Annotated in this window: 25 protein-coding genes and 1 tRNA gene; 20 read left to right on the top strand and 6 right to left on the bottom strand. The window is 43.5% G+C overall.

Going from position 1 to position 23888, the window contains the following annotated elements; translation table 11 throughout:
* From HRU21_05500 to HRU21_05475, 6 genes are all read left to right on the top strand, one after another.
* A partial coding sequence (locus HRU21_05500; protein ID NRA41750.1) for a DNA recombination protein RmuC occupies positions 1-614 on the top strand: 614 nt, incomplete at its 5' end.
* A gap of 27 nt (positions 615-641) precedes the next feature.
* On the top strand, positions 642-1142 hold the full coding sequence (bcp, locus tag HRU21_05495) for a thioredoxin-dependent thiol peroxidase (GenBank protein NRA41749.1): 501 nt from the start codon (positions 642-644) through the stop codon (positions 1140-1142).
* Between the two features lie 58 nt (positions 1143-1200).
* Complete coding sequence (gene tsaA / locus HRU21_05490) at positions 1201-1923, top strand: tRNA (N6-threonylcarbamoyladenosine(37)-N6)-methyltransferase TrmO (GenBank protein ID NRA41748.1); 723 nt, start codon at positions 1201-1203, stop codon at positions 1921-1923.
* Positions 1923-2924, top strand: a complete 1002-nt coding sequence (locus HRU21_05485; GenBank protein NRA41747.1) for a hypothetical protein — start codon at positions 1923-1925, stop codon at positions 2922-2924. Before tsaA ends, HRU21_05485 begins: the two co-directional genes overlap by 1 nt.
* Positions 2925-2973: 49 nt before the next feature.
* Positions 2974-3339 (top strand): acyl-CoA thioesterase, encoded by a 366-nt coding sequence (locus tag HRU21_05480; GenBank protein ID NRA41746.1) that lies wholly within the window; start codon positions 2974-2976, stop codon positions 3337-3339.
* 40 nt (positions 3340-3379) lie between these two features.
* Entirely contained in the window at positions 3380-4765 is a 1386-nt protein-coding gene (locus tag HRU21_05475; GenBank protein ID NRA41745.1) for a DEAD/DEAH box helicase, read from the top strand.
* A gap of 86 nt (positions 4766-4851) precedes the next feature.
* Here the strand turns inward: HRU21_05475 and HRU21_05470 are convergent, their stop codons facing one another.
* Positions 4852-6330 carry a coniferyl aldehyde dehydrogenase gene (locus HRU21_05470; protein NRA41744.1) on the bottom strand — a complete coding sequence of 493 codons (1479 nt, stop codon included), beginning with the start codon at positions 6328-6330 and terminating at the stop codon, positions 4852-4854.
* 178 nt (positions 6331-6508) lie between these two features.
* On the opposite strand from HRU21_05470, the gene htpG reads away from it, so the two are divergent.
* From htpG to HRU21_05435, 7 genes are all read left to right on the top strand, one after another.
* On the top strand, positions 6509-8419 hold the full coding sequence (gene htpG / locus HRU21_05465; GenBank protein NRA41743.1) for a molecular chaperone HtpG: 1911 nt from the start codon (positions 6509-6511) through the stop codon (positions 8417-8419).
* 97 nt (positions 8420-8516) lie between these two features.
* A complete protein-coding gene (locus HRU21_05460; GenBank protein ID NRA41742.1) occupies positions 8517-9548 on the top strand; it encodes an NAD(P)H-dependent glycerol-3-phosphate dehydrogenase in 1032 nt (343 codons plus the stop codon).
* A 42-nt stretch (positions 9549-9590) separates the two neighbouring features.
* On the top strand, positions 9591-10124 hold the full coding sequence (gene sixA / locus HRU21_05455; GenBank protein NRA41741.1) for a phosphohistidine phosphatase SixA: 534 nt from the start codon (positions 9591-9593) through the stop codon (positions 10122-10124).
* A gap of 6 nt (positions 10125-10130) precedes the next feature.
* The gene (locus HRU21_05450) at positions 10131-11012 is read left to right on the top strand and encodes an alpha/beta fold hydrolase (GenBank protein NRA41740.1); all 882 of its coding nucleotides are present in this window, start codon (positions 10131-10133) and stop codon (positions 11010-11012) included.
* A 16-nt stretch (positions 11013-11028) separates the two neighbouring features.
* Positions 11029-12003: a 50S ribosomal protein L3 N(5)-glutamine methyltransferase gene (gene prmB, locus HRU21_05445; GenBank protein NRA41739.1), complete on the top strand. Its 975-nt coding sequence runs from the start codon at positions 11029-11031 to the stop codon at positions 12001-12003.
* A gap of 69 nt (positions 12004-12072) precedes the next feature.
* Positions 12073-13179 (top strand): chorismate synthase, encoded by a 1107-nt coding sequence (gene aroC, locus HRU21_05440; protein NRA41738.1) that lies wholly within the window; start codon positions 12073-12075, stop codon positions 13177-13179.
* A gap of 16 nt (positions 13180-13195) precedes the next feature.
* Positions 13196-14443: an MFS transporter gene (locus HRU21_05435; protein ID NRA41737.1), complete on the top strand. Its 1248-nt coding sequence runs from the start codon at positions 13196-13198 to the stop codon at positions 14441-14443.
* Here HRU21_05435 and HRU21_05430 read toward each other — a convergent pair.
* Positions 14440-14964 (bottom strand): hypothetical protein, encoded by a 525-nt coding sequence (locus HRU21_05430; GenBank protein NRA41736.1) that lies wholly within the window; start codon positions 14962-14964, stop codon positions 14440-14442. The genes HRU21_05435 and HRU21_05430 overlap by 4 nt on opposite strands.
* A 539-nt stretch (positions 14965-15503) precedes the next feature.
* Between HRU21_05430 and HRU21_05425 the strand changes: the two genes are divergently transcribed.
* Positions 15504-15740, top strand: a complete 237-nt coding sequence (locus HRU21_05425) for a YheU family protein (protein ID NRA41735.1) — start codon at positions 15504-15506, stop codon at positions 15738-15740.
* Positions 15741-15872: 132 nt separating this feature from the next.
* Complete coding sequence (gene tusA / locus HRU21_05420; GenBank protein NRA41734.1) at positions 15873-16142, top strand: sulfurtransferase TusA; 270 nt, start codon at positions 15873-15875, stop codon at positions 16140-16142.
* A gap of 78 nt (positions 16143-16220) precedes the next feature.
* Here tusA and HRU21_05415 read toward each other — a convergent pair whose 3' ends face one another.
* Complete coding sequence (locus HRU21_05415; protein ID NRA41733.1) at positions 16221-16994, bottom strand: hypothetical protein; 774 nt, start codon at positions 16992-16994, stop codon at positions 16221-16223.
* Positions 16995-17149: 155 nt separating this feature from the next.
* On the opposite strand from HRU21_05415, the gene HRU21_05410 reads away from it, so the two are divergent.
* The 3 genes from HRU21_05410 to HRU21_05400 are packed head-to-tail and all read left to right on the top strand — an operon-like array spanning position 17150 to position 20029.
* On the top strand, positions 17150-17671 hold the full coding sequence (locus tag HRU21_05410; GenBank protein NRA41732.1) for an elongation factor P hydroxylase: 522 nt from the start codon (positions 17150-17152) through the stop codon (positions 17669-17671).
* A gap of 28 nt (positions 17672-17699) precedes the next feature.
* Positions 17700-18812, top strand: a complete 1113-nt coding sequence (locus tag HRU21_05405; protein NRA41731.1) for a 4-phosphoerythronate dehydrogenase — start codon at positions 17700-17702, stop codon at positions 18810-18812.
* Complete coding sequence (locus tag HRU21_05400; protein ID NRA41730.1) at positions 18809-20029, top strand: NAD(+)/NADH kinase; 1221 nt, start codon at positions 18809-18811, stop codon at positions 20027-20029. The genes HRU21_05405 and HRU21_05400 overlap by 4 nt, the downstream gene beginning before the upstream one ends.
* Before the next feature lie 211 nt (positions 20030-20240).
* On the opposite strand, the gene HRU21_05395 is transcribed toward HRU21_05400, so the two are convergent.
* Positions 20241-20316, bottom strand: a tRNA-Ala gene (locus HRU21_05395).
* A 238-nt stretch (positions 20317-20554) separates the two neighbouring features.
* Positions 20555-21298 (bottom strand): sirtuin, encoded by a 744-nt coding sequence (locus tag HRU21_05390; protein NRA41729.1) that lies wholly within the window; start codon positions 21296-21298, stop codon positions 20555-20557.
* A gap of 239 nt (positions 21299-21537) precedes the next feature.
* Between HRU21_05390 and HRU21_05385 the strand changes: the two genes are divergently transcribed.
* Positions 21538-22389: a DUF3108 domain-containing protein gene (locus tag HRU21_05385; protein ID NRA41728.1), complete on the top strand. Its 852-nt coding sequence runs from the start codon at positions 21538-21540 to the stop codon at positions 22387-22389.
* Positions 22390-22412: 23 nt separating this feature from the next.
* Positions 22413-23048 (top strand): peptide-methionine (S)-S-oxide reductase MsrA, encoded by a 636-nt coding sequence (gene msrA / locus HRU21_05380; protein NRA41727.1) that lies wholly within the window; start codon positions 22413-22415, stop codon positions 23046-23048.
* Positions 23049-23097: 49 nt separating this feature from the next.
* Here msrA and HRU21_05375 read toward each other — a convergent pair whose 3' ends face one another.
* Positions 23098-23871, bottom strand: coding sequence for a hypothetical protein (locus HRU21_05375; protein NRA41726.1), 774 nt, complete (start codon positions 23869-23871; stop codon positions 23098-23100).
* Positions 23872-23888 lie beyond the last annotated feature (17 nt).

Below are 23888 nucleotides of genomic sequence, written 5' to 3'. Positions count from 1 at the left end.
TTATTGATGCAAAAGTATCATTATTAGATTACCAACGCTACATCGAGGCGGACGATAGTGCAGAAAAGAAACTGGCGTTGAATCAGCATATTGTTTCACTAAAAACACATATAAAGGGTCTAAGCAATAAGCGCTATGAGGATTTGGCAGGGGTGAACACTCTTGATTTTGTATTCTTGTTTGTGCCGATTGAAGCCGCGTTTCTACTGGCCTTAGAATCACAGCCAGAGATTTTTCAACAAGCCTATGATAAACAGGTGATTGTCGTTAGCCCCACAACCTTGTTGGCGACGCTGAGAACCGTTGAAAATATGTGGCGCTTTCAACGGCAAAACCAAAATGCTGAAACCATTGCCAAACAAGCCGGTGCTTTATATGACCAATGTATTCTGGTTGCCGAATCTATGGAAGATGTTGGCAAAGCTATTGATAAATCAGCAGAAGCTTATCAAATGGCTAGAAAGCGCTTAGTTGATGGTCGTGGTAATGTACTCAAGCGTATAGACAGTATAAAAAAACTTGGCGCCAAGACAAAAAAGCAGCTGCCTGAAAATCTGCGCCAAGAACTTGAACAACAATCTGCACAGCTTGATGATGCATCAGATAGTGTATAAACATCTTATTACCGGTAAGGGGAAAACATGACAGCTTTAAAAATTGGAAACTTAGCACCAGCATTTACACTGAGTAATCAAAATGGCGAATCAATTACGCTGAAAGACTTTCGTGATAAGAAAAATGTGGTGGTATATTTTTACCCTAAAGCAAAAACTCCTGGTTGTACGGTGCAAGCCTGTGGTATTCGTGATCATAAAACTGAGTTTGATAAACGTGATACCGTTGTTTTAGCTATCAGCCCTGACTCGGTCAAAAAATTGAAAAATTTTGAGGAAGTGCCTAGCAAGAATGATCCGGCCGCTTTGAATTTTGATTTGTTGTCTGATGAAGATCATGCAGTTGCCGAAAAATATGGCGTTTGGGCTTTAAAAAAATTCATGGGCAAAGAGAGCATGGGCATTTTACGCACCACATTTATTATAGATAAGTCTGGTCGTTTACTTAAAACACTAGACTTAAATGACTTTAAAACTAAAAACCATCACGATGTTGTACTGGCTGAACTTGATAATTTATTAGGTTAGTTTGTTGTCATCAGATGATCTTTCTCCTGAGTCTGACGATGCATTAATAGCATCCGCTATGACCATTCATCCGATTGGCTATGTGAAGTCGCCTTTTCAGGAAAAATTTGGCGTTCCTCGCCAAGCTAATATGTTAGCAGTGCCGGGCAAGCTGATTATTTCTGCGCCATATAATCAGCGTGATGCTTTCGAAGGCATTGAGTCGTTATCGCATATTTGGCTGCACTTTTTATTTGATCATCATGGCCAATCTAAACAATCATCTAAGTTGCGTGTGAGACCACCACGCTTGGGCGGTAATAAAAAGCTCGGTGTGTTTGCCACCCGAGCAAGTTTTAGACCTAACGGCTTAGGGTTGTCACTGCTGAAATTGGTCGCTGTAAATTATAAGGGTGGAGTCATTGAAAGTATCGATGTTGAAGGACTCGACGTGGTTGATGGATCACCCATTATTGATATAAAACCTTATCTTCCTTACGCCGATATCGCAGCAGATGCGGTTAATGCCATTGCGACTGAGGCGCCAAGCGCTAGCCTTGTTGTAACATGGCCAGAAACCATTGCTATACCTGAAAAAATCAACTTGTCAGAAAACGAAAGCAGGCTTAGCAAGACGCAGCTGAAAGAAATGATTACTGCGCTAATTGCTTTAGACCCAAGGCCTGCGTATCACCAGGGCGCTGACCGACGCGAATATGGCCTTCGTTTTGCGGGATTAAATACGCGTTTTTCGGTAATTGATCATCATGCCACTATTCTCAGCTGTTTAGTCGATCATTAATGCAAATTGTTCACGGGCTGACCGGTCACGATAACCCTGCTTTTAAGTCGGTTTCTCCCGAAATTCCTGATGCAAGCGCCAACGCTAGCTCCGATACGTTTAATCGTGCTAAAAATTCTTACGACATTGTCAGTATTGCGAGCCAGCGTGAACATTTGCGCGCATTCTGTCTACCGCAGTCATGGCAGTATCGTACGGGGCTGATTAAGCCACACCAGATTATTTCGCTAGACAAGCACTCTGACCTGCCAACATTAGCTAATTATTACCGGCAACAGCAAAAGCCATTGCAAGTGATTGATGATCAGGTGGCAACATCGCACAGGGTGTATCCAATTCGAGGCGAGAAACATGTATTGCAGACTGAGCGTTATTTTTCTCAGCTGGCTTCGCCTTGGCCACATTTACTGGCTGAGCCACTGCTGCATAATCGCGTAGAGTTCGCTGCGATTATAGAGTGGCAGCATAAAGAGCAAGATGTATTCAGTGCCATACAGCATATTTTAATGATGCAAACAGATCATGGTGTTTTACAAGAGCTATTCAGTGCAGAGCCTATGTCAGATCGTATGATGCTGCAGTTAGGATTAATGATTGAAGCCGTGGTTATGGCGTTTGCACAATATGGCTGTCGTTTTACACTGTTTTTCGAACGTTATGCTGATCAACTATGGTTTAGCCATATAGATATCAATCACAATCTTATTACCACGGTAATTGATAGCATCACTGATGATCTTCTTAGCACGCAACCAGCATCGGCTAATCTGGCGGCAAAATTTAACTATCAAGCCTCGATGCTCAGTGCAAGGCAGCAAGATCAATTAGTGAATAGCGCCAATCAACAGCTATCACTGAGGCACATTGTTCTGAATAAGCTGCAAAAACAGCTTGATTGTCCATTTGGTGTTACAATAGCGTTCTCTGACGACGTTCGTGCCGCATTAAGGCTCTGTATTCGCGTCGAAAATGTATTGAAAGGGCGAATAGCTCAATTTTAAAATTTTATGATTGATTGGATCAATTGATCAATATTTGCGATTAGCTCATATGGACTATAAAACGCGTCGAGTCGTGATGTACAGTCATTTAAACTCGGCTGGTGTGCTGTTTGGTGGTCAGGCATTAGCCTGGATTGATGAAGAGGCCGCTATATTTGCTGCCTGTCAGATGGGTACCACGCGGATCGTCACAAAAAAGATGTCGGCGATCGATTTTGTTAGCCCAGGTGAGCTGGGAGATATTTTGTCTATTGGCACTGAAGTAGTCCGTGTAGGCAGAACATCATTAACGGTAGCTTGTGAAATTCGCAACCAAACTCACGACTCCTTGGTTGTCAGGGTTGATGAAATTGTGTTTGTTGCTCTGGATGAAAACAATTCACCTACACCACACCAAGCAGCTACTGCCAGCTAGAATGGCTGGCTATTAAAGAGATATTATTTTGTTAAAAAAACTGTTTTCCAATAAAAGCTCAGCTTCAAAACCGGCTGCAGCGATCAAGCCTAGCGATGCAAAATCAGCCAACCGCACTGATAAAAGCAAATCAAAAACAGGCGCAGCATCAAGAAAGTCATCGAATAAACAGGGGCAATCGCAACCTAAAGCTAATAAGCCAAGAAAAAAGTCGAATAAGCCTGCGGCTAAACCTAAACCTTGGGATGCCTCTGTCTTTAAAGTCGCGCCAGTGGATGGGCGAATTGCTTATCCAGAGTTAACATTGCATGAACAATTACTGCATGCCATATATGACTTAGGTTTCGAATATTGTACACCGATTCAAGCACAGACCTTACCNCATACATTAAAAGGCTTGGATGTGATTGGTAANGCGCAAACAGGAACCGGCAAAACCGCAGCATTTTTAATTACTGCAATCGATCAAATTCTGTCCCACCCGGTTTCTGAGCGTTTTCTGCATGAGCCAAGAGTATTGGTTTTGGCGCCGACACGAGAATTAGTGCATCAGATTGAGCAAGATGCAAAACAGCTGACAAAGCATACTGAGCTGCATACAGTTGCGTTAGTAGGTGGTGAGCCTCATGAAAAACAACGCAAGCAGTTAGATAAAACCTTTGTCGATATTTTAGTCGCGACGCCGGGTCGCCTGATTGATTTTTTGATGCAAAAACAGGTGTTTCTTGATCAAGTTGAGATTATGGTATTGGATGAAGCCGATCGCATGTTGGATATGGGTTTTATTCCTCAGGTAAAGCAAATTGTGCGTGCAACCCCAGCCAAAGAGCAGCGTCAGACCTTGCTATTTTCGGCAACATTTACTTACGACATTCTTAATCTTGCCGAGCGCTGGACCTATCAGGCCAGTAAGTTTGAAATTGAACCTGAATCGGTGGCAACCGATACCGTAGATCAGCGATTTTACATGGTAGCAGATGGCGACAAGCTGAATTACCTCGTCAAAATGATCCAACAGGGTGAGCTAGGCCAGACCATTATTTTTACTAATCGCCGAGACCAGACCCAGCGATTATATGATCGTTTAAAAGCTAAAGGGGTAAATGCAGGGATTTTAAGCGGTGAGATTGCGCAAAATAAACGCACAAAAACTTTAGCAGACTTTAAAAGTGGCAAAATTCAGTTTTTGATTGGTACCGATGTGGTTGGCCGAGGCATTCATATCGACGGTATTACGCATGTGATTAACTTTTTCTTGCCACAAGAGCCAGAAAACTATGTTCACCGGATTGGGCGAACCGGGCGTGCAGGTGCCTCAGGTCAGGCGATTAGCTTGATTGGCGAAGAGGATGCTTATGAGGTGCCAGCTTTAGAGAAATGCCTGGGGCATAAGATTACGATGCAACATCCACCGGAATATACCTGATACAATAAAAAAGCCAGCTTACGCTGGCTTTTTTTTGGGATATAGCAAACTCGTAAAACCTGATCTTAATGAATACCGCAAAAAGTTTACTCCTTAGTCATAAACTCCAAAGTCTTATCGGTTTTATCATTGTAAGGAGGAATCATGCCGGTAAATTTCATCATATATATTTTTGATTGCTTGAATACCGCTTTTGCATGAGAAAAGGTTTTGAAGCCTTCAAAGCCATGGTAGTTCCCCATGCCGGATGGCCCAACACCACCAAACGGGATATCTTCAACCCCAGCGTGGGCAATAACATCGTTCACGCAGGCACCGCCAGAGGTGGTTTCAGCTAAAACGCGGTCTCTTTCACTGTTGTCGTCACCAAAGTAATAAAGTGCCAGCGGCCGCGCGCCTTGATTAATAAAGCTAATAACGTCTGCAATATTGTTATAGCTTTTTATTGAAATGATTGGACCAAAAATCTCATCTTGCATCACTTTCATATCGTCACTGGGGTTGATGACCAGTGTCATGGGTATTTTGTGGGTTTTCGTTTGCTGCGAAAAGTCTTCATTGGCAGGGTTTATTTGACGCACATCACCACCTTTTTCACGTGCATCGTCGATATAACTCTGCAGTCGTTGGTAATGTCTGGCGTTTATAACAGAACTATAATCATCATTATTCAGCATGCTTGGGAACATTTTCTCAATATGTGCCGTTGCAGCGCTGATAAATGCGTCCATTTGTGATTCATGCACAAAGGCATAATCTGGAGAGATGCACACTTGACCAACATTTAAGGCTTTGCCGGTAAAAATGCGTAAAGCGGTTTCTTCTAAATTAGCTGATTGACCAACAATCACCGGCGATTTACCACCCAGCTCTAAAGTCACTGGGGTTAAATGATTAGCAGCACCCTGTAAAACGTATTTACCAATGCTAGTAGCACCAGTAAAGATGATGTGGTCTAGTTTAAGAGCCGAAAATGCCGCGCCTGTCTCAGGCCCGCCTGTAATGCCGGCGACTTCAGTCTCATCAAAATATTGCGCAAATAAGGCTTTCAGCAGATTGGATGTGCGAGGGGTCACTTCCGTCAACTTTACCAGGCATCGGTTGCCGGCTGCCAAAATCCCGGCAAGCGGAGTGATCGCCACAAATACAGGGAAGTTCCAAGTGGTGATGTTACCAACCACACCTTTAGGTTGATAATGCACCTCTGAGCGCGCACCGATAAGGCCTAGCGGAAATGGTGAGCGTCTTTTTTCAGGCTTCATCCATTTTTTCAGCTCTTTTTTCTGGTGTTTAATGGCTTCATACGAACCATAAAAGTCGGCAACAATTGACTGGTGGTGAGAACGATGACCAAAGTCTTCAGACATGGCTTGGACGAGAGCATCTTGATTCTCATGCAGCAATTTGGCGAGACGGTCTAAACGGTCAATGCGAGTCTGATAACTGACTTCGCCCTCGGCTAAAAAACTGTCACGCTGTTTTTGCAGTAATTGTTCCATTTGCGCTTGAGAGAAATCTTCTTGTACCGCATCCATCGCTTGAGCTGGACTGTTCATAATTGGCATCCCGTTGGTGTTTTTATAATTGACCGTAAATCTTACCCAAAACTCAGTGAGCATGGGAGTAAAAGTTTAGTAAGAAATTAATAGAATTTTAAAGTATTACGCTTGAAATGCGAAGAACTGACGCCATATAGACAAACATTAGATTTTTACGATTGATTCAACTACTAAGGTATTACTTATGTCGACTGCTGAAAAAATGGAATTTCAAACTGAAGCAAAACAACTGCTGCAGTTAATGATCCACTCACTGTATTCGAATAAAGAAATTTTTCTCCGTGAGCTGATTTCTAATGCATCTGATGCATGTGAAAAGCTGCGCTTTGAAGCCGTATCCAATGATGCGCTATATGAGGGCGATGGTGAATTATCGATTCGTATCGAGCTCGATAAAGATGCTAAGACGATTAGCATCAGCGATAACGGCATCGGTATGAGCCGCGACGAAGTTATTGAAAACTTGGGGACGATTGCAAAATCGGGTACGGCGGCGTTTCTGGGTTCGCTGACGGGCGATGAAAAGAAAGATTCGCAATTGATAGGTCAGTTTGGTGTTGGTTTTTACTCGGCTTTTATTGTTGCGCATAAGGTCGAGGTGATGACGCGCCGGGCAGGTGAGTCAGCTAATAATGGTGTGCACTGGACGTCTGAGGGTGAGGCCGACTTTAGCATTGCCGATATTGAAAAAGCTCAGCGCGGCACTACCATCATTCTGCATCTTAACGATGACCAACTTGAGTTTGCTGAAAACTTTAGAGTGCGTTCAATTATTAAAAAGTATTCTGACCACATTGCGATTCCTGTGATTATGCAATCGGAGCCAATGCCTGAGTATGATGAGGAAGGTAATGAAAAAGGCATGTCAGAGCCACAAGATGAGACTGTGAATACTGCTACAGCGCTGTGGACTCGCTCAAAATCTGAGATTGAAGATGATGAGTATAAAGAGTTCTACAAGCACGTATCGCACGACTTTCAGGACCCTATGACATGGTCACACAATAAAGTCGAAGGTAAATATGAGTATACCTCACTGTTGTTTTTGCCTGCCAAAGCACCGTTTGATATGTGGAATCGCGATGCTGTTCGTGGACTGAAACTCTATGTTCAGCGCACCTTTATCATGGATGATGCAGAACAGTTCTTACCGCTGTACCTACGATTTGTAAAAGGTATTGTAGATTCGAATGACTTATCGCTGAATGTGTCTCGTGAAATTTTGCAGCAAGATAGCACGGTTGAGAGTATGAAGTCTGCCTTGACTAAACGTGTACTCGACATGTTAGAAAAAATGGCTAAAAAACAGCCAGAACAATATCAAGAATTTTGGGATGAATTCGGCCAGGTATTGAAAGAAGGGCCAGCTGAAGATTTTAGTAATAAAGAGAAGATTGCTAAATTATTGCGCTTCACCAGTACGCATGAAGACAGTGCCGTTCAAAATCAATCACTGTCGAATTACATTGAGCGCATGCAAGATGGTCAAGAAAAAATTTACTATATTGCAGCTGAGAACTATCAAACTGCTAAAAACAGTCCACATCTGGAAGTGTTTAAGAAAAAAGGCATCGAGGTATTATTGCTGACTGATCGAGTGGATGAATGGTTAATGAACCATCTTGCCAACTTTGATGAAAAAGCGTTCCAAGATATTGGTAAAGGCCAGCTTGACCTAGGCGATTTGGATACCGAAGCTGACAAACAAGAGCAAGAAACGCTGGCGAAAGACAATGAAGACTTAGTACAGCGTGTTGCAGATAGCTTAGGTGAAAAAGTTAAAGAGGTTCGCGTAACATCTCGACTAACAGAGTCGCCAGCCTGTATTGTGGTTGATGACTTTGATATGAATATGCAAATGCGTCGGATTTTGGAGCAGGCAGGTCAAGAAGTGCCTGATTCTAAGCCTATTTTTGAGCTAAACCCTGAACACCCATTGGTGCAAAAGCTAGACGCAGAAGCTGATGAGGCACGCTTTTCAGACTTAGCGGGCATATTATTAGATCAGGCCAGCTTAGCTGAAGGTGGCAGCCTTGATGATCCTGCCAGCTACGTCGCTAAATTAAATAAGCTGATCTTAGATTTAGCAAGCTAACTGTCGCCACATGCTATAAAGCCATGTTTACTTCTGTGAACATGGCTTTTTTTTTAGAATGCGATAAGCTAGAAGATTAATAACAAGAGAAAAAAACATGGCGACCAAGCAATCTGCTGAGCTCATTAAAACCGCCGTTTTAGGTGGAGGTAGTTTTGGTACCGCGATCGCCAATTTGCTGGCGGCGAATGGGCATCAAGTTTGTTTGTGGTTAAGAAGTGAAGCGCGTGCCAACGAAATCAATCAAGCTCGCATGAATAGTTTTTATCTGCCCGATATTACCTTACATGATGGTGTTAAAGCCGATACCGAGCTAGCCACGGTCGTTGCCGATGTAACATTAGTATTTTTAGCTGTGCCAAGCCAATCATGTCGCCAAGTAGCACGTCAGCTGCAGCCTCTGTTAAAGTCAGGTACGCATGTAATCAGTTTGACCAAAGGCATTGAGGCTTCAAGTTTTAAACTGATGTCTCAGGTTATTGCTGAAGAGCTCAGTCAATGCGATATTGCAGTGATGAGTGGTCCAAATTTGGCGAAAGAAATTGCCGAGGGCCATCTAACAGCTACTGTTGTTGCTAGTCAATCTGCTGCGCTTATTGAGCTTGTTCAGGCAGCACTGGGCGGCTCAACCTTTAGAGTTTACGGTGGCCAAGATACTTATGGCGTTGAGTTGGCAGGTGCCTTAAAAAATTGCTATGCGATTATCTGTGGTATGGCGAATGCTTTGGGCGTTGGCCAAAACACCATTGGTATGCTGATTACCCGCAGTATCACGGAAATGTCGAGATTTGCTGTGAAATTAGGCGCTGACCCCATTACTTTCATGGGACTTGCTGGCGTAGGTGATTTAGTAGTTACTTGCATGTCACCCTTGTCGCGAAATTTCAGAGTAGGTTACGCGCTAGGTGAGGGCAAGCGTTTAGACGATATTGTCGCTGATTTGGGTCAAGTGGCAGAGGGTGTTAACACTCTAAAATTGGTTAAAGAGAAAGCGCAGCAGTTAGATGTCTATATGCCTCTGATTGAGGGAATGCACGATATTCTCTATCACAATGTCTCTGTTGAACACGTTATAGACCGTTTGATGCAGGGTGAGCAAAGTGTTGATGTTGAGTATTCAACCAAATAGCCTTGCTTATGAATTGCTTACAGCTTGTGAAAAAAGCCGCTAATGCAATCGACCGATAATACCTCTTATGTTTATCTTTGGCTGCTGCGCCATGGTGAGGCTAGCTTCCATGCCGCAACTGATAAGGCAAGATGTTTAACAGCGCAAGGATTACAGGACTGTCAGCAAGTTGGTGCGAAGTTATCACTATTTGCCGGAAGTTGCTATGCGCCTTTACCCGAGCATATCCTAGCTAGCCCCTATCAGCGTACTCAGCAAACACTCTCTGCTGTTCAACAAGGTCTTAGTTTTTCACCTACAAGCAGTGTTTCAGAACAACTCACGCCAAATACAAATATTGAAGACGTATTATTGATGTTAGAGCAACATGTTGCCTCTAACCATGATCTGCGTTCGCTGATGATAGTTTCTCACCAACCTTTGGTATCTTATTTACAAGCCTATCTTGTCGATGGTGACATGCGTCAGGCATTTAATTTTCCAATGGCGCCTGCGTCTTTGTCACTACTAAAAATGCCGTTAATAGCCGCTGGCTTAGCAGAAGTCTGCCAAGTTTGGCACCGCCCTTATGGATAGCAGTCAATGAGTTTTATTATTGAGCAGCAAAGTTTATCGATCCGCGATATTCAGCTTGCAATTGAAGTTTATCGCCCTAAAAGCCCAGTTCATACCGTGATTGCCTTACATGGCTGGTTAGATAATGCTGCAAGTTTTACCCTTATTGCACCTCATTTAGCGAATGCTAATATACAAGTGATCGCTGTCGACTTGGCAGGGCAGGGTCTCAGCGATATGCGGCCGCTACAGGCTAGCTATCACCTTTGGGATGATGCGGTGGATGTGCTAGCCATTGCCAATCATTTACGTTTAGACAGCTTTTCACTGATGGGACATTCTCGAGGTGCCATGATTGCTACTATGTTATCCGTCAGCTTGGCCGATAGCGGACGCATTCAGGCGCTGATTAACTTAGATGGTTTATTACCTTTGCCGATAGACATTAAGGATGATCCAGAACAATTTAAGCGTTTTGTGCATGGTTTTCAGAGTCGTAAGGCTAGTCGCCAGTTCAATACTCGAGAAGAAGCGATTTTGGTTCGTGCTAAAGCAGCTAATATGCTCCCATCTGCGGTAGAGTATTTGGCTAGAAGGGGCTTGATTGAAAACGAAGATGGTTTTAGTTGGCGAATTGATGAACGCCTTAAAGTAGCGTCAGCCATGAAGCAAACAGCAGCACATAATCAGCAATGGCTGCTACAATTACGCCAGCACGTTCAACAGCAGTCACTGCGCTGCCGAATTATTATGGCTGAGCAAGGCCTTGCTCAGATGCCCGAGTTAGTATCTTGCGCGCAGGCTTATCCTGAATTTGACTGGCAATATTTTGCTGGTGGACATCATCAACATATGCAACAGCAGGCTGATAGCATTGCTCAATCTTGTTTGCAGCTACTAACGTTTTAATCATATTGAGGCCAATATGAAGAAATTTGCAGAATTATCTCAACCGTTACTGGCTGAAGAATTAATAACATTGCGAGATATGTTGCGCTTTAGTGTGTCTCAGTTCCGTCAACACCATTTATTTTATGGTCATGGCACCGATAATGACTGGGATGAAGCCTTAGCCTTAGTGCTGCAGGGTTTATTTTTGCCTATGACGATTGGTGAAGAGATGCTTGATGCGCGTCTATTAAAAAGCGAGCGCTTGCATATACTCTCACTGTTAGCACAGCGTATCGATGATAATGTCCCGACTCCGTACTTAGTTAAGCAAGCTTGGTTTTCAGGCATGCCTTTTTATGTTGACCAACGGGTATTGATTCCGCGATCACCGATTGGCGAGTTAATTCAAAATGGCTTTCAACCTTGGTATCAAGGCCAATATCCTAGCTATATCTTAGACTTGTGTTGCGGTTCTGGCTGTATTGGTATTGCCTGTGCGGAAATGTTTGATGAGGCAGAGGTGTTATTAGCCGATTTATCTGAAGATGCTTTAGACGTAGCTGATATTAATATTGAAAAATATAAGTTGAATAACTGGGTATCAACGATTCAATCGGATCTTTTTGATCAAATTGATGCGGTATTTGATTTGATTATTTCTAATCCACCTTATGTTGATCAACGCGATTATGACAGTATGCCCAGGGAGTATAAACATGAGCCTGCAATGGCGCTGCAATCGGGCTCCTTAGGGCTCGATCACCCTCTGGCTATTTTGCGACAGGCTGCTGATTACTTGGCAGATGATGGCTTGTTGGTGTTAGAAGTAGGCAACTCGGCGATTTACTTAGAGCAGCTTTATCCCGGTGTTGACTTTAACTGGATCACCTTTGAGCAAGGAGGTCATGGGGTGCTGATTATCTCGCGCGANGAATTACTGAATTATGCTGATCAGCTTGCATTAAGTCCCGACCTAAGTCTGCTTGACCTACCGCCATCGGTATTTTAAACGTGTCCGCGACTGCCAAAGCTGAATAAATCCCGTATAATATGGCTTTTTTGATTTTGAGTATTTTTCATGTCTGGCAATAGCATCGGTAAACTGTTTACAGTCACCACATTTGGAGAAAGCCATGGCCTTGCCTTAGGCGCAATCATTGATGGTTGCCCGCCCGGACTGGATATCCATGAAGATGACTTACAAATTGACTTGAATCGTCGTAAGCCCGGCACCAGTCGTTTTACTACCCAGCGTAAAGAAGCAGATCAAGTAAAAATCCTATCCGGTGTGTTTGAAGGTAAGACCACGGGCACATCGATTGGCTTATTGATAGAAAATACGGATCAACGTTCAAAAGATTACGGTAAAATCAAAGATCAGTTTCGTCCAGCACATGCAGATTATACCTATCGTCAAAAGTACGGCGTGCGCGATTATCGTGGAGGAGGTCGATCTTCGGCGCGTGAAACAGCCATGCGTGTTGCCGCCGGTGCCATAGCAAAGAAATACCTTAAGCAATTTCATGGTATTGAGGTGCGTGGATATTTATCCCAACTTGGGCCTGTCGCGATTGACACAGTTGACTGGGATATTATTGATAGCAATCCTTTTTTCTGCCCGGATGCAAGCAAAATTGCTGAGATGGAAGCTTATATGGCGGCCTTAAATAAGGAAGGCAATTCGATTGGTGCAAAAATCACTGTGGTTGCTAAGGGCGTCAAACCGGGCTTAGGAGAGCCGGTTTTTGATCGTTTAGACGCTGATATTGCCTCTGCCTTGATGGGAATTAATGCGGTAAAAGGTGTTGAGATTGGCGATGGCTTTGAGGTTGTTACGCAAAAAGGCACTGAACACCGTGATGAAATGTCGCCAGAGGGGTTTTATTCGAATCACGCAGGCGGCATTTTAGGCGGTATTTCATCTGGGCAGGATATTATTGCCCATTTAGCATTGAAGCCAACCTCATCTATCCGCTTGCCGGGAAAAAGTGTCGATATTCATGGTGACGCTGCGGAAGTCATAACTACCGGTCGACATGACCCCTGCGTTGGCATTCGCGCGACTCCCATAGCAGAAGCTATGTTAGCTATTGTAATTATGGACCATTTATTACGTGATCGTGCTCAAAATGCTGAGGTTGGCGAGTCAGCCGACACACCTGTGATTCCGGCCTCGCGCGGTTAGCGTAAAAGGCGGTCATATGTCTGGCCGAGCTGTCTTGCTGTCCTTGCCATATTGGCGCTTATCGGCAGTCTATTTTTGTTATTTTGCCTCTTTAGGCAGTTGGGTGCCTTACTGGTCACCTTATCTCAATGATGTTGCGCTATTTTCGGCCGAACAAATTGGTATAGTTATGGGACTAGCCATGTTCACTCGTGTTGTTGGGCCGCTCTGTTGGGGTTTTATCGCAGAAGGTTTTTTTTCACGCCTTACTGTTACTCGAATTGGCGCCTGCTTGGCCTGTATCAGTTTTTGTGGTTTTTTTTGGGTGCGCGACTTAGTCGCTTTCTGCCTAACGATTTTTTGTTTTAGCTTTTTTTGGCAAGCTATACTGTCTCAGTTTGAGGCTATCACGCTTGAATATTTAGGTGCTGCTTCGCATCATTATTCGCGCATAAGGTTGTGGGGGTCTGTCGGCTTTATAGCCTCTGTGGTATTGCTAGGCTGGTTCTTTAGTGCCTATGCGCTGGACAATCTTATCTGGTTGATGTTGATCCAGCTTATAGCGATATTACTGGCGTTAATGCTGGTGCCAAATTACGCCAGTAAGAAACTCAACAGTCAGGCTAATTCACAGCCACAGCCACAGCCACAGTCACTGCAACAGCCTCAGCCGCAATCAAAGCCCCGGCAGGGGATAAGTGATGCTAATAAGGATTTTATTCAGCGCTGTCGTCAACCTAGCGTGTATCTGATGATGACTGTATTTTTTCTTGTGCAGTTAGCTTTTGGCCCTTTTTATACTTTCTTTACCATTTATTTACAGCAACTAGGCTATAACAGCCTTACTATTGCTGGACTATGGGTGAGCGCCATTTTGGCAGAAATTGCTTTATTTATGTTGATGTCAAAATTATTGCAACGGTTTAGCTGGTCTTTGCTAATGCATTTTACCTTGTGGTTAAGTGCGTTGAGGTGGTATCTAACCGCCAGTGCTGCAGATCAGTTTATCATCATACTGCAAGCCCAAATTCTGCATGCAGTGAGCTTTGCCTGTATGCATGCATTATCGATGCATTGGTTAAAAGCTAATTTCCCAAACCACTTACAATCACAGGCACAAGCCACTTACAGTGCGGTAAGTTATGGCCTAGGAGGCGCATTAGGCGCATATTTAAGCGGTGTGTGGTGGCAATCGCATGCTGGCAATGTATTTTATATGGCAGCTTTGAGCTGCGTATTAGCGATTATGGTGTTTACATTCGCCAAAGTAAAAGTTGATGCCTAAATGGCAATGCTCAACTGATACTCAATGTCTAATTGTTGTGCAATGAGGTCAATTTGCTCATCTAAGCTTTCAATATCAACGCCTTCTGGCAGCGCTATTTCAATTTCGGCCTTAAACAATGGCTCACCCGACATCGGTGCCGCTTCGACTTTTGAATTAAATTGCTCAATATTGATGCGTTCCAAGGCAAATCGTTGGCTAAGCTCTTTGACTATACCAGGACGGTCAAGGCCCAAAATGCTCAATGCAGCACGCCGATGCGTAAGCGCATTGAATTTCTGGTTGATAGGCTCAAGCAGAATAGCAAATCCCTTAAGCGTTAATGACTCGAATGACTGCTGAAGTGCTGGCAGATTTTCGCTGGCGATCGAAATTTCTATAATGCCGGTATATTTGCCGCGCATATGCACTAATTTACTCTCTAACCAATTGCCCTGATGTTCACGAATGACGCCTGAAAGTATATCCGTTAAACCGGGTTGGTCATCCGCGATAAAAGTAAGTACCAGTGTCGTTTGCATAATAATATCTATCGATGTGTTTTAATTAAAATACAGGTATGATGCTGGCATACAAATCCAAGAATTACCATTATATTCCTTAGAATAAGTTGCGAGTTGATGTGGAGCATAATTAAAACTTTAAGCGCAGTATTATTGATGTTGTGTATGTTTTTACCACTCTCGCAGTGCAGTAAACAATCAACAGAAAACCTCGCTGAACCTGAACAGCTGACTACTTCGGTAAGTTATCACCAAGCGCTGTCTTATGATTTGTTAATAAAATTTGATTGGAGGCATGTCGTTCCAGCTTTTATATTTATGCTGCCTTTTTTACTCTGTCTGTTTAATGCGTTTAGAATTGAGCTTAAAGCTCAGTTGGGAATTTTTGATCGAGGTTGGACAGTTTTTATATTAGAGCTGTTGTCGTCCAGCCTTATATTAAGCTTGATTGTTGGGCATTTATATTTCGCTACGCCCATGATCGGACTTTTTATCACCCTGATCTGTTTGGCGGTCTATGTTATCGCAGACATTATTTGTTTTAAGCGACGATTATCGTGTTAATTATTCCTCACCAGCAGCTGTCTTCAGCTGCGCTGGAAGCATTGCTGCAAGAGATTGTGACCCGTGATGGCACAGACTATGGTTCGACTGAGTTATCAGTGCAGCAAAAAGTAGAACAAATTAAAAGCGGCTTGATATCGCAGCAGATGTATATTGTATTTGAGCCAGACAGCGAAACATGCAGTATTATAGATAAGGCTACGGCAGAAAGTTATAAGCTTTTGGCTTAACTTTGTTGTATTCAGACTATTACTTTAGACTTATTTTATTATCTAATTACGCTGTTTTTACGATAACTCACTTGAACATTCATACGATAACTTTTCACGATATTTTTACAGGATTTCTATAAACAATTACTCATGCCATCTTCTGATAATTCGGCAGACACGCCAAGAATAGCCATCACATTAGATGCCACTGGTTTAATGTGTCCGGAGCCAATTATGTTGCTGCATCAACATATGCGTAAAATTTCAGTGGGCGACGCCTTATATTTGACTGCGACTGACCCTGCGACGGTTCGAGATGTTGAAAAGTTTTGTCGTTTCCTAGGGCATCAACTATGGCAGAGTGACGTGAACGAGCAAACGTATCGGTTCACGATAATTAAAGCTGAATCTGCTACGTGAGTTGTGAAATTGAAAAAGGCTTTGCTATTTAATCGCCTAATCAAGGGCTCAAAGGCTCAAAGGCTCAAAGACAGAAACCTAGCTTTGATCATCTTCATCCACGTCGTCTAAAACAGAGACTTCGTTATTCTTTTTCGCACTTTCATCCAATAGCATTGCAATCGCCTCTAGGGCATCTGGGTTATCATCTTTGATTTGATTCGCAATATGGTGTTGGAAATAAAATCGAAATGTAGGGTTATTGGTAGCATCATAAAGTGACAAGTCACCCGGCAGAATCGGGGTATGGCCAATTTTGTCAGGGTCAACTAAGGTGCCAGCGATATGGCCATCACGATACAGTCGCCAGCTAATAACCTCGGTTAATGTCAACGTTTTGCGATCCTCGCCAATCAGTAAAGCATGCGTGCCAATAGTGTCGGGCAGCTCCTGCACTAATACTTCCGATTGATCCTCATTCACTTCACCTGTTTCCGGCGCATCAAAGTGAGACTCAAAATAAACATGCGAGGTTTCTAGCTCTACCACTTTATGAATCGGTGCATCATAGAAGATGTTATCAATTGCAGGGTCATAATAACCTTCGAATTGGCCATTTAAAGGGTCAATAATGTCAGGGCAGGCTACTACTGAATCTAACCAGGGAACAAAACCAACGACATCGCCATTTAAGCGCAGGCCCCAAAATAGAATGCGCATGGCGAAATAACGGTCTGGGTTATTTTCATTAGAGTAGAGCATGCTGAGGCCATCATACTCGGGTGAAATACGAATAATTTTTTCTTGTTTGATTTCAGAAAGAGGGCGACCACTAAAAAAATCGATGATATTGGGAGCCGCTTTATCGGTCATAGAGTTTCCTTAATCGACATGCTCATCTATAGCTTAGTGCTAAGGCATGATAAAATCATGAGTAAATCATAACCTTAAGCTTACTGCTTGTCATGTCTGTTCTGTCGACTACTATACACCAGCAAAATGATCGCGAGACGCCTGAAGATGTTGCAATGCTGATAAGGCTATTTGATCAATGCTTCTTCCACTCGCACAATACCAGACTGGTAAGGGTAGAGGGTGACCCTTTATATTTACCGGCCAATGCTAGCTGCAATTTTCATATGATTGGTTTTGCTCACGGCTTTTTTGCCTCGGCTTTGCACGAGATTGCACATTGGCTAATTGCCGGCGATAAGCGGCGCCGACAGGAAGATTATGGCTACTGGTATCAACCCGGTCAGCGAAATGCGTCGCAGCAGGCTGCATTTAGCGCGGTCGAGGCAAAACCACAGGCAGTCGAGTGGTTGCTCTCAAAGGCTTGCGGCAAGATATTTTATGTCAGTTTGGATAATCTTGATGCAGACAATGATACAAGCGAGGCATTTAAACAGGCAGTCTATCAAGAGCTAGCAATATTGTTGTCGCGCCCCTTACCTGATCGTATGCGTCGATTCCAGCAATTGTTGTCGAAAGCGTTTCAGCAACCGATTATGCTAAATATTGAAGACTTTTGTATTACTGAGTTAAATTAATGCTAATTTTAGCAATTTGAACAGCTAGATGAACCAATCACTCCACATCGTCGCCGACGAGAATATTCCTGGTCTTGATGACTGCTATGGTGAAATAGCGACTATTCAGCGATTACCTGGACGATCTATCACTGCAGACGATGTTCGCTATGCTGATATTCTCATCGTTCGCTCAGTTACCAAGGTGAATGCTGCATTGTTAGAGCATAGTGCAGTGCGTTTTGTGGCCACCTGCACCATTGGCGTTGATCATGTCGATCAAGCGTATTTACGTCAACAGGCGATTGGTTTCGCCGCTGCGCCAGGTTGTAACGCTGATGCAGTTGTCGATTATGTATTGGCTGCCTTGATTGATCGTTTTCATACTATTAATTCGCTTCAGCAACAAACGATTGCCCTGCTAGGTTATGGCGAGGTGGGTTCTCGTTTACACCGCAAGCTAGATCATCTAGGCTGCGATACCTTAATTATTGACCCATTTAAGGACAGCGCTACGGCAAAATTTGACGCAGTATATAGCGCCGATGTAATCAGTATTCATACACCGCTTACAACATTGGCTGATAATGCTTATCCGACTCAGCAACTCTTTGATGATCAAGTGTTATCTAAATTGAAATCTGATTGTATGTTAATCAATGCTGCTCGTGGACCGATTATTGATAATGCAGCAATGCAGCAGCAGGCTTTCTGTCGATTCAGCGTGTTAGATGTATTTAGTGATGAGCCGACACCTGAAATTTCATTACTGCGCGATATTCACATCGCAACACCGCATATTGCAGGCTATTCTCTACAAGGGAAATTGCGCGGCACATTGATGACTGCAAAACATGTGTTAGCGCATTTTTCTATAAATAGATCCTTGCCAGACCTTTTATCAGCCACAAGTTCAGCAATAGATGTGCATGACTGTGACAGTGTCGCAGCGGTGATTCGGCGTTGTTATGATATTCATGCAGATGTTGCAGAATTTATTTCAGCATATACCGATGACTCCGGTGTTTTAAAGCCAGCAGAACGTTTCGATGCCTGCCGCAAACATTATCCGCAGCGTTGTGAGTGGCAGTTTATAACATTGCTAAATCTACAGCCTGAACTTCGACAAACCATGATAGCCATGGGGTTTAAGGTGGAATGAAAAAGCATTGGCGTATAGGCTTAGTAATTAACCCTTTTGCAGGTATTGGTGGCCAGGCAGGTATGAAGGGTAGCGATGGTGCTGAGACGCAACAAGCCGCTTTGGCTTACCACCAAGCAGGTGTTTATCAATCTGATCTAGATTTACTCTCATTACGCGCTAGCATCCGATCTCAGCGTTTTATTAAGCGACTCATTAGCCTATGCGAGCAATCTAACGCAGACTTTCATATTGATTGGTTTACGGGCTCTGAGGCACTGGGCCAGTGGCAACTCGAAGCAGTACAGCATAGTATTTCACAGTGTTTACATGTAACGGAAGTATCGTTAACGCAGAGCGCCTCAGATACCAAAAAACTCGCTCAAAGCTGCTTAGAAAACAAGCTTGATGTTTTGTTGTTTGCGGGTGGTGACGGCACAGCGCGTGACATACTTGACGTGGTTCAGTCATGTTCTAATCCTAAGCAATTATGTTTAGGTATTCCTGTGGGCGTGAAAATGCAGTCAGCTGTATTTGCTATTACGCCTGAAGCAGCAGCAGAAATGTTAGTTCAATTGTTTCAGGGTGAATTAAACACCGCTGCGCTGCAAGAAGTGCGAGATATAGATGAGCAACAGTTACGTTTGAATCAGGTGCGCTCTAAGTACTATGGTGAACTGTTTACTCTATCGCATCCACGTTACTTGCAGCATTTGAAGCAGGGCGGTGTAGAGCAAGACAGTTTGGTGTTAGATGATATTGTAGAGCATCTTCAAACCCTTATGTCGACGACAACACTGATGCTTGTCGGGCCTGGCTCGACGACGGCGTATTTTATGCGTCAGTTAGGTTTAGCAAACACCTTAGTGGGTTTTGATGCCGTATGCGAGGGTAAGTTATTACACAGTGATTTATCAGCCAGAGATTGTGAAGCCCTGTTAAAACGTCACCCTGATCTTTTGGTTGTGATAAGTCCTACCGGGCGGCAGGGATTTATTTTTGGCCGAGGCAATCAACAGCTTAGCCCGCAATTTCTTCGACAAATTACGCCAGCACAGCTAGTGATTGTTGCCAGTAAGGCTAAACTTGCGAGTCTAGCCGAGCCAGTTTTATTAATTGATACCGATGACCCTGAACTGGATCAACAATTAAGCGGTTTGTACCCCGTAGTAAGCGCCTTTGAAGAAACAGTCATTATACCTGCCAGCGATCGTATTAGGCTTGGCGATACTGAATAATATTTAGCGACGCTGAGTCGTTGCTGCCTGTATGAACTTCAGCTTAGGTCAAATCTCACTAAAATTATAGCGCTTGGTGTAAACGTGTTGCTTGCACTAGGAGCTTAAATATCGCTTTAATAAATTGTTTCAATGAAGCGTGTAAAACATGCGCATGTAGAGCATAACGCAGAATAATCTGTGAGGGATAATTGAGTAATAAATGAGGAATTGGTGGAGCCTAGCGGGATCGAACCGCTGACCTCAACACTGCCAGTGTTGCGCTCTCCCAGCTGAGCTAAGGCCCCAAAACAAATAGCATGCATAACCTTTTGAAAGGTAGAAGCATAAATCGGATAAACCGAAAAAAACCGTAACGAAATTAGGCCATATTGAGAAGATGCACTAGTAAATGCATTAGTAGATGCATTAAAAGAACTGCGTCTCAGACTGAATTTCGAAACAGCGCGCATTCTATGTTTTCACTTGCGAGCTGTCAATCCTTTGCCAAGCTTAGCACTTGCTAATTGATATTTTGCCTAAGCTTTAAACAGTTTGTGTGTTAAACCGTTGAACATAGTCATTAGCAGTCATTATTTCATAACGGACATTGGCATAATCTACTTGCACCGGCTGAGGGTCGACGACCGTAATCGGAATGGCTCGCTGACGCGCGATATCAATCGCCATTTGCGTAAAGCCTACGCTAAATGATGTACCCATAAAGACCATATGCTGAGCTTGCCACAGTAATTCTTGAGCTGCGGATAGTTGATAAAGCTCAGTATAATATTCGTCAAACAGTAGTACTCGAGGTTTTAGAGAATACTGTAATTGCGGCTGATTATTTTGCGGTATTTTGAACACCTCACGAAGACTCTCCTCAAGCTTAGATTCGTCTATGAGATCCCAGGGCGCAGTGATAATCTCAGGCATCGCATCAATAGGTGCAAACTGGGTAACTTCGTCAATTCGGCCATGAATCGGCAGGTAATGTTTGTGGCCGGCTTTAGCGTCTAGGGTATCAATGTTTTGTGTGATCAAGGGCTTGTTGACCAAGAATTGATGAACAGCATTGGGTTTATGATGGCGATAACTGATAAAACGATGAAAATACCATGATAGAAATGCCATGGGATATTGCTGGTACATCTGCCGGGTAGCCATTTGTTGGGGCGTATAATGCTTACTGCCAACGGTCCAGTAGCCATCTGCACCTCTAAAGGTAGGAATGCCGCTTTCGGCGCTAACGCCGGCGCCGGTGATGTACAGTGTGTTCGAATCTAGCATAAGAAATGAATAATAAAGAGATGTTTGTATTATTGCTATGATCGCAACGTATACTTCAGTTAATAAATACACTTACGCGAGAAAACCACGGAAATGCATTGTTGATGTATGGTGTTAATCCAATCAATGGTTCTGCTTTTAAATGGCATAAATTATTGAAATCTAATCCTTCTTTGTTACTTATCGTTGTCTTACTGGTAGCCCTGATTGCACCACATTCAGCTCTGGCAAAGCCGCCTATGCGATCGTCAGGCCCTGCTGAGATCCGCTCTACATCATCTGATTCTGAGCGCAAGCTTGATAATCAAGCTGTGTTTAGCGATATCGATATTGCTGCCATTGCTGCATTAAGCCATCTTGATCTGCAGGCATTTAGGGCGAGTTATAAGCTGAAATACAAATGGCTCGAACTGGGTTATGGAGAATACACATTTACGCCATCACCTGATGGGATAAGCCAAGCGCAATCTGCCGAAGTGGCAAATAGGCTTTATCGGTTTGCGCTTAAAACTGATCTTCGGCTGTTATTATTTTCAGACCAGCGCCAGCTTTATAGTGATTTCTACTTCCGGCGAGACACCATATTTCCTGTGTATTACAGACAAGATCGTCAGGGCACGGGTAAAGACTATGTTGATGAAGTGGTTTTTGATCAAATCAACGGTCAGGCTAATATCCAATTGCGTGATCAGCATTATCAAGTCGATTTTTCCAAAGTTGATCAAAGTTCGCAAGCTGATCCTCACTATACCAGTGTATATGATGGCCTATCGGTGCAGTTTCAGCTGTACTTGAATATCAAAAGGCAGCAACCTGATGTCATTACATTACCCATTATTGAAAAAACTGGCGTCGTTGCTAGTCGCTTTATTTTACAAGGTCGTCAACAGTTAGAACTCGCAGTTAATAATGAAAAAAGATTCTTTGACTGTGTCGTATACCAGCTTGACCGAGATAACGAAAAATATAGAACCGTGATGCTATTTGCCAAAGAGTTGGGCTATTTTCCGCTGCAATTAATTCATTTTACCGATGGTAAAAAACAATTCAGTGCTATTTTAGAAAATTATCAGATAATCGACGCATATTAATCATAACAAAGAGGGTATTACAGATGTTGAAACATATGTTTGAGAAAACACGCATGGTTGATCCACGCTCTGCATTGCCTGGTAGAGAAACAGTAATGCAAATTACCGCAATTCATGCTGTGAATGGGCAAGCGATGCAGCCTCCATTTGCTAAACCCTTACAACAAGCGATGTTCGGTCTTGGTTGTTTTTGGGGTGCTGAGCGCAAGTTTTGGAATACGCCAGGGGTGTTTGTCACGGCGGTTGGCTATAGTGCTGGGTTTACGCCAAACCCAAGTTATGAGGAAGTTTGCTCTGGTTCAACTGGTCATAATGAAGTTGTGTTGGTGGTGTTTAACCCATCGGAAATTAGTTATGCAGAACTTTTGAAAGTTTTTTGGCAGGCTCATAATCCAACACAAGGAATGCAGCAAGGCAACGACATTGGCACACAGTATCGCTCAGGTATTTATACCTTCAATGACGAACAGCAGCTTATGGCTGAGCAGAGTCAGCAGCATTATCAACGTCAGTTGTCTGCTGTCACGACAGCGACTATCACCACCGAGATCCAGGCTGCTCAAGCTTTTTATTACGCAGAGGAATATCATCAACAGTATTTACATAAAAACCCGATGGGCTACTGTGGTTTAGGTGGCACTGGTGTGGCATATGACTAAGCAACAGCATGAACAGCCATCAAGCTGTTGTCAGCGAAACTTGAAGCTCTTACTTGCCCAGAACATGCATAACATCAGCCAGTTGCGCCGCATTAATTTTTAATTCTTTGGCGGTCGATAAAGTTTCCTGCGCGACGCTGAGATTCTGTTCCGTGGACTGGTGCATTTGGCCTACGCTATCACTTACCTGGGCAATCGCGTAGCTTTGCTCTCGACTTGCTTCAGACACGGCTTTGATTGCCGATGCAACAGGCGTGATGTCCTCTGAAATAACGGCAAATCTTGATTGAACGGTATCAGAAAGTTCTACACCTCGATCAATAAACGTAGAGTTCTTTTCAAGCAATTTGTTGATATCAGCCGCTGCTCGACTTGCTCGCTCAGCAAGATTATTCACCTCGTGAGCAACCACTTGAAAGCCACCGCTATTTTCACTGGCGCGAGAGGCTTCAATCATTGCATTTAACGATAAGATATTGGTTTGGTAGGCAATATCATTCATCAGGTCATTGATTGCTTTAATTTCGTTACCGCTGCGCTTCACTTCGTTTATTGACTGGTGCAGCTTCTGCATGTCACTTAAGCTATCCATAATATGATGTTGTGACTTCTCTACGGCCTTGAGTGTTTGATTACTTTTACCGGCATTGGCGTCGGAACTTGCTCTCAGCTCGTCAGTGGTGGTGGCAACTGCGGCTAAAAGTTGTTGTTGTTCGTGGGCAATGTGATTTAGTTGCTGCGCTGAGTCCGATAAAGTGTCAGCACTATTATTCAGCAGTGCCGTATTGGCTGCATTTTGCGCTGCAGATTTTAGCCTAGCCATAAACTGGTCTCGTTCTT

The organism is Pseudomonadales bacterium (assembly GCA_013215025.1).
GTDB lineage: Bacteria > Pseudomonadota > Gammaproteobacteria > Pseudomonadales > DT-91 > DT-91.
This window is presented reverse-complemented; position numbering and strand designations above follow the sequence as displayed.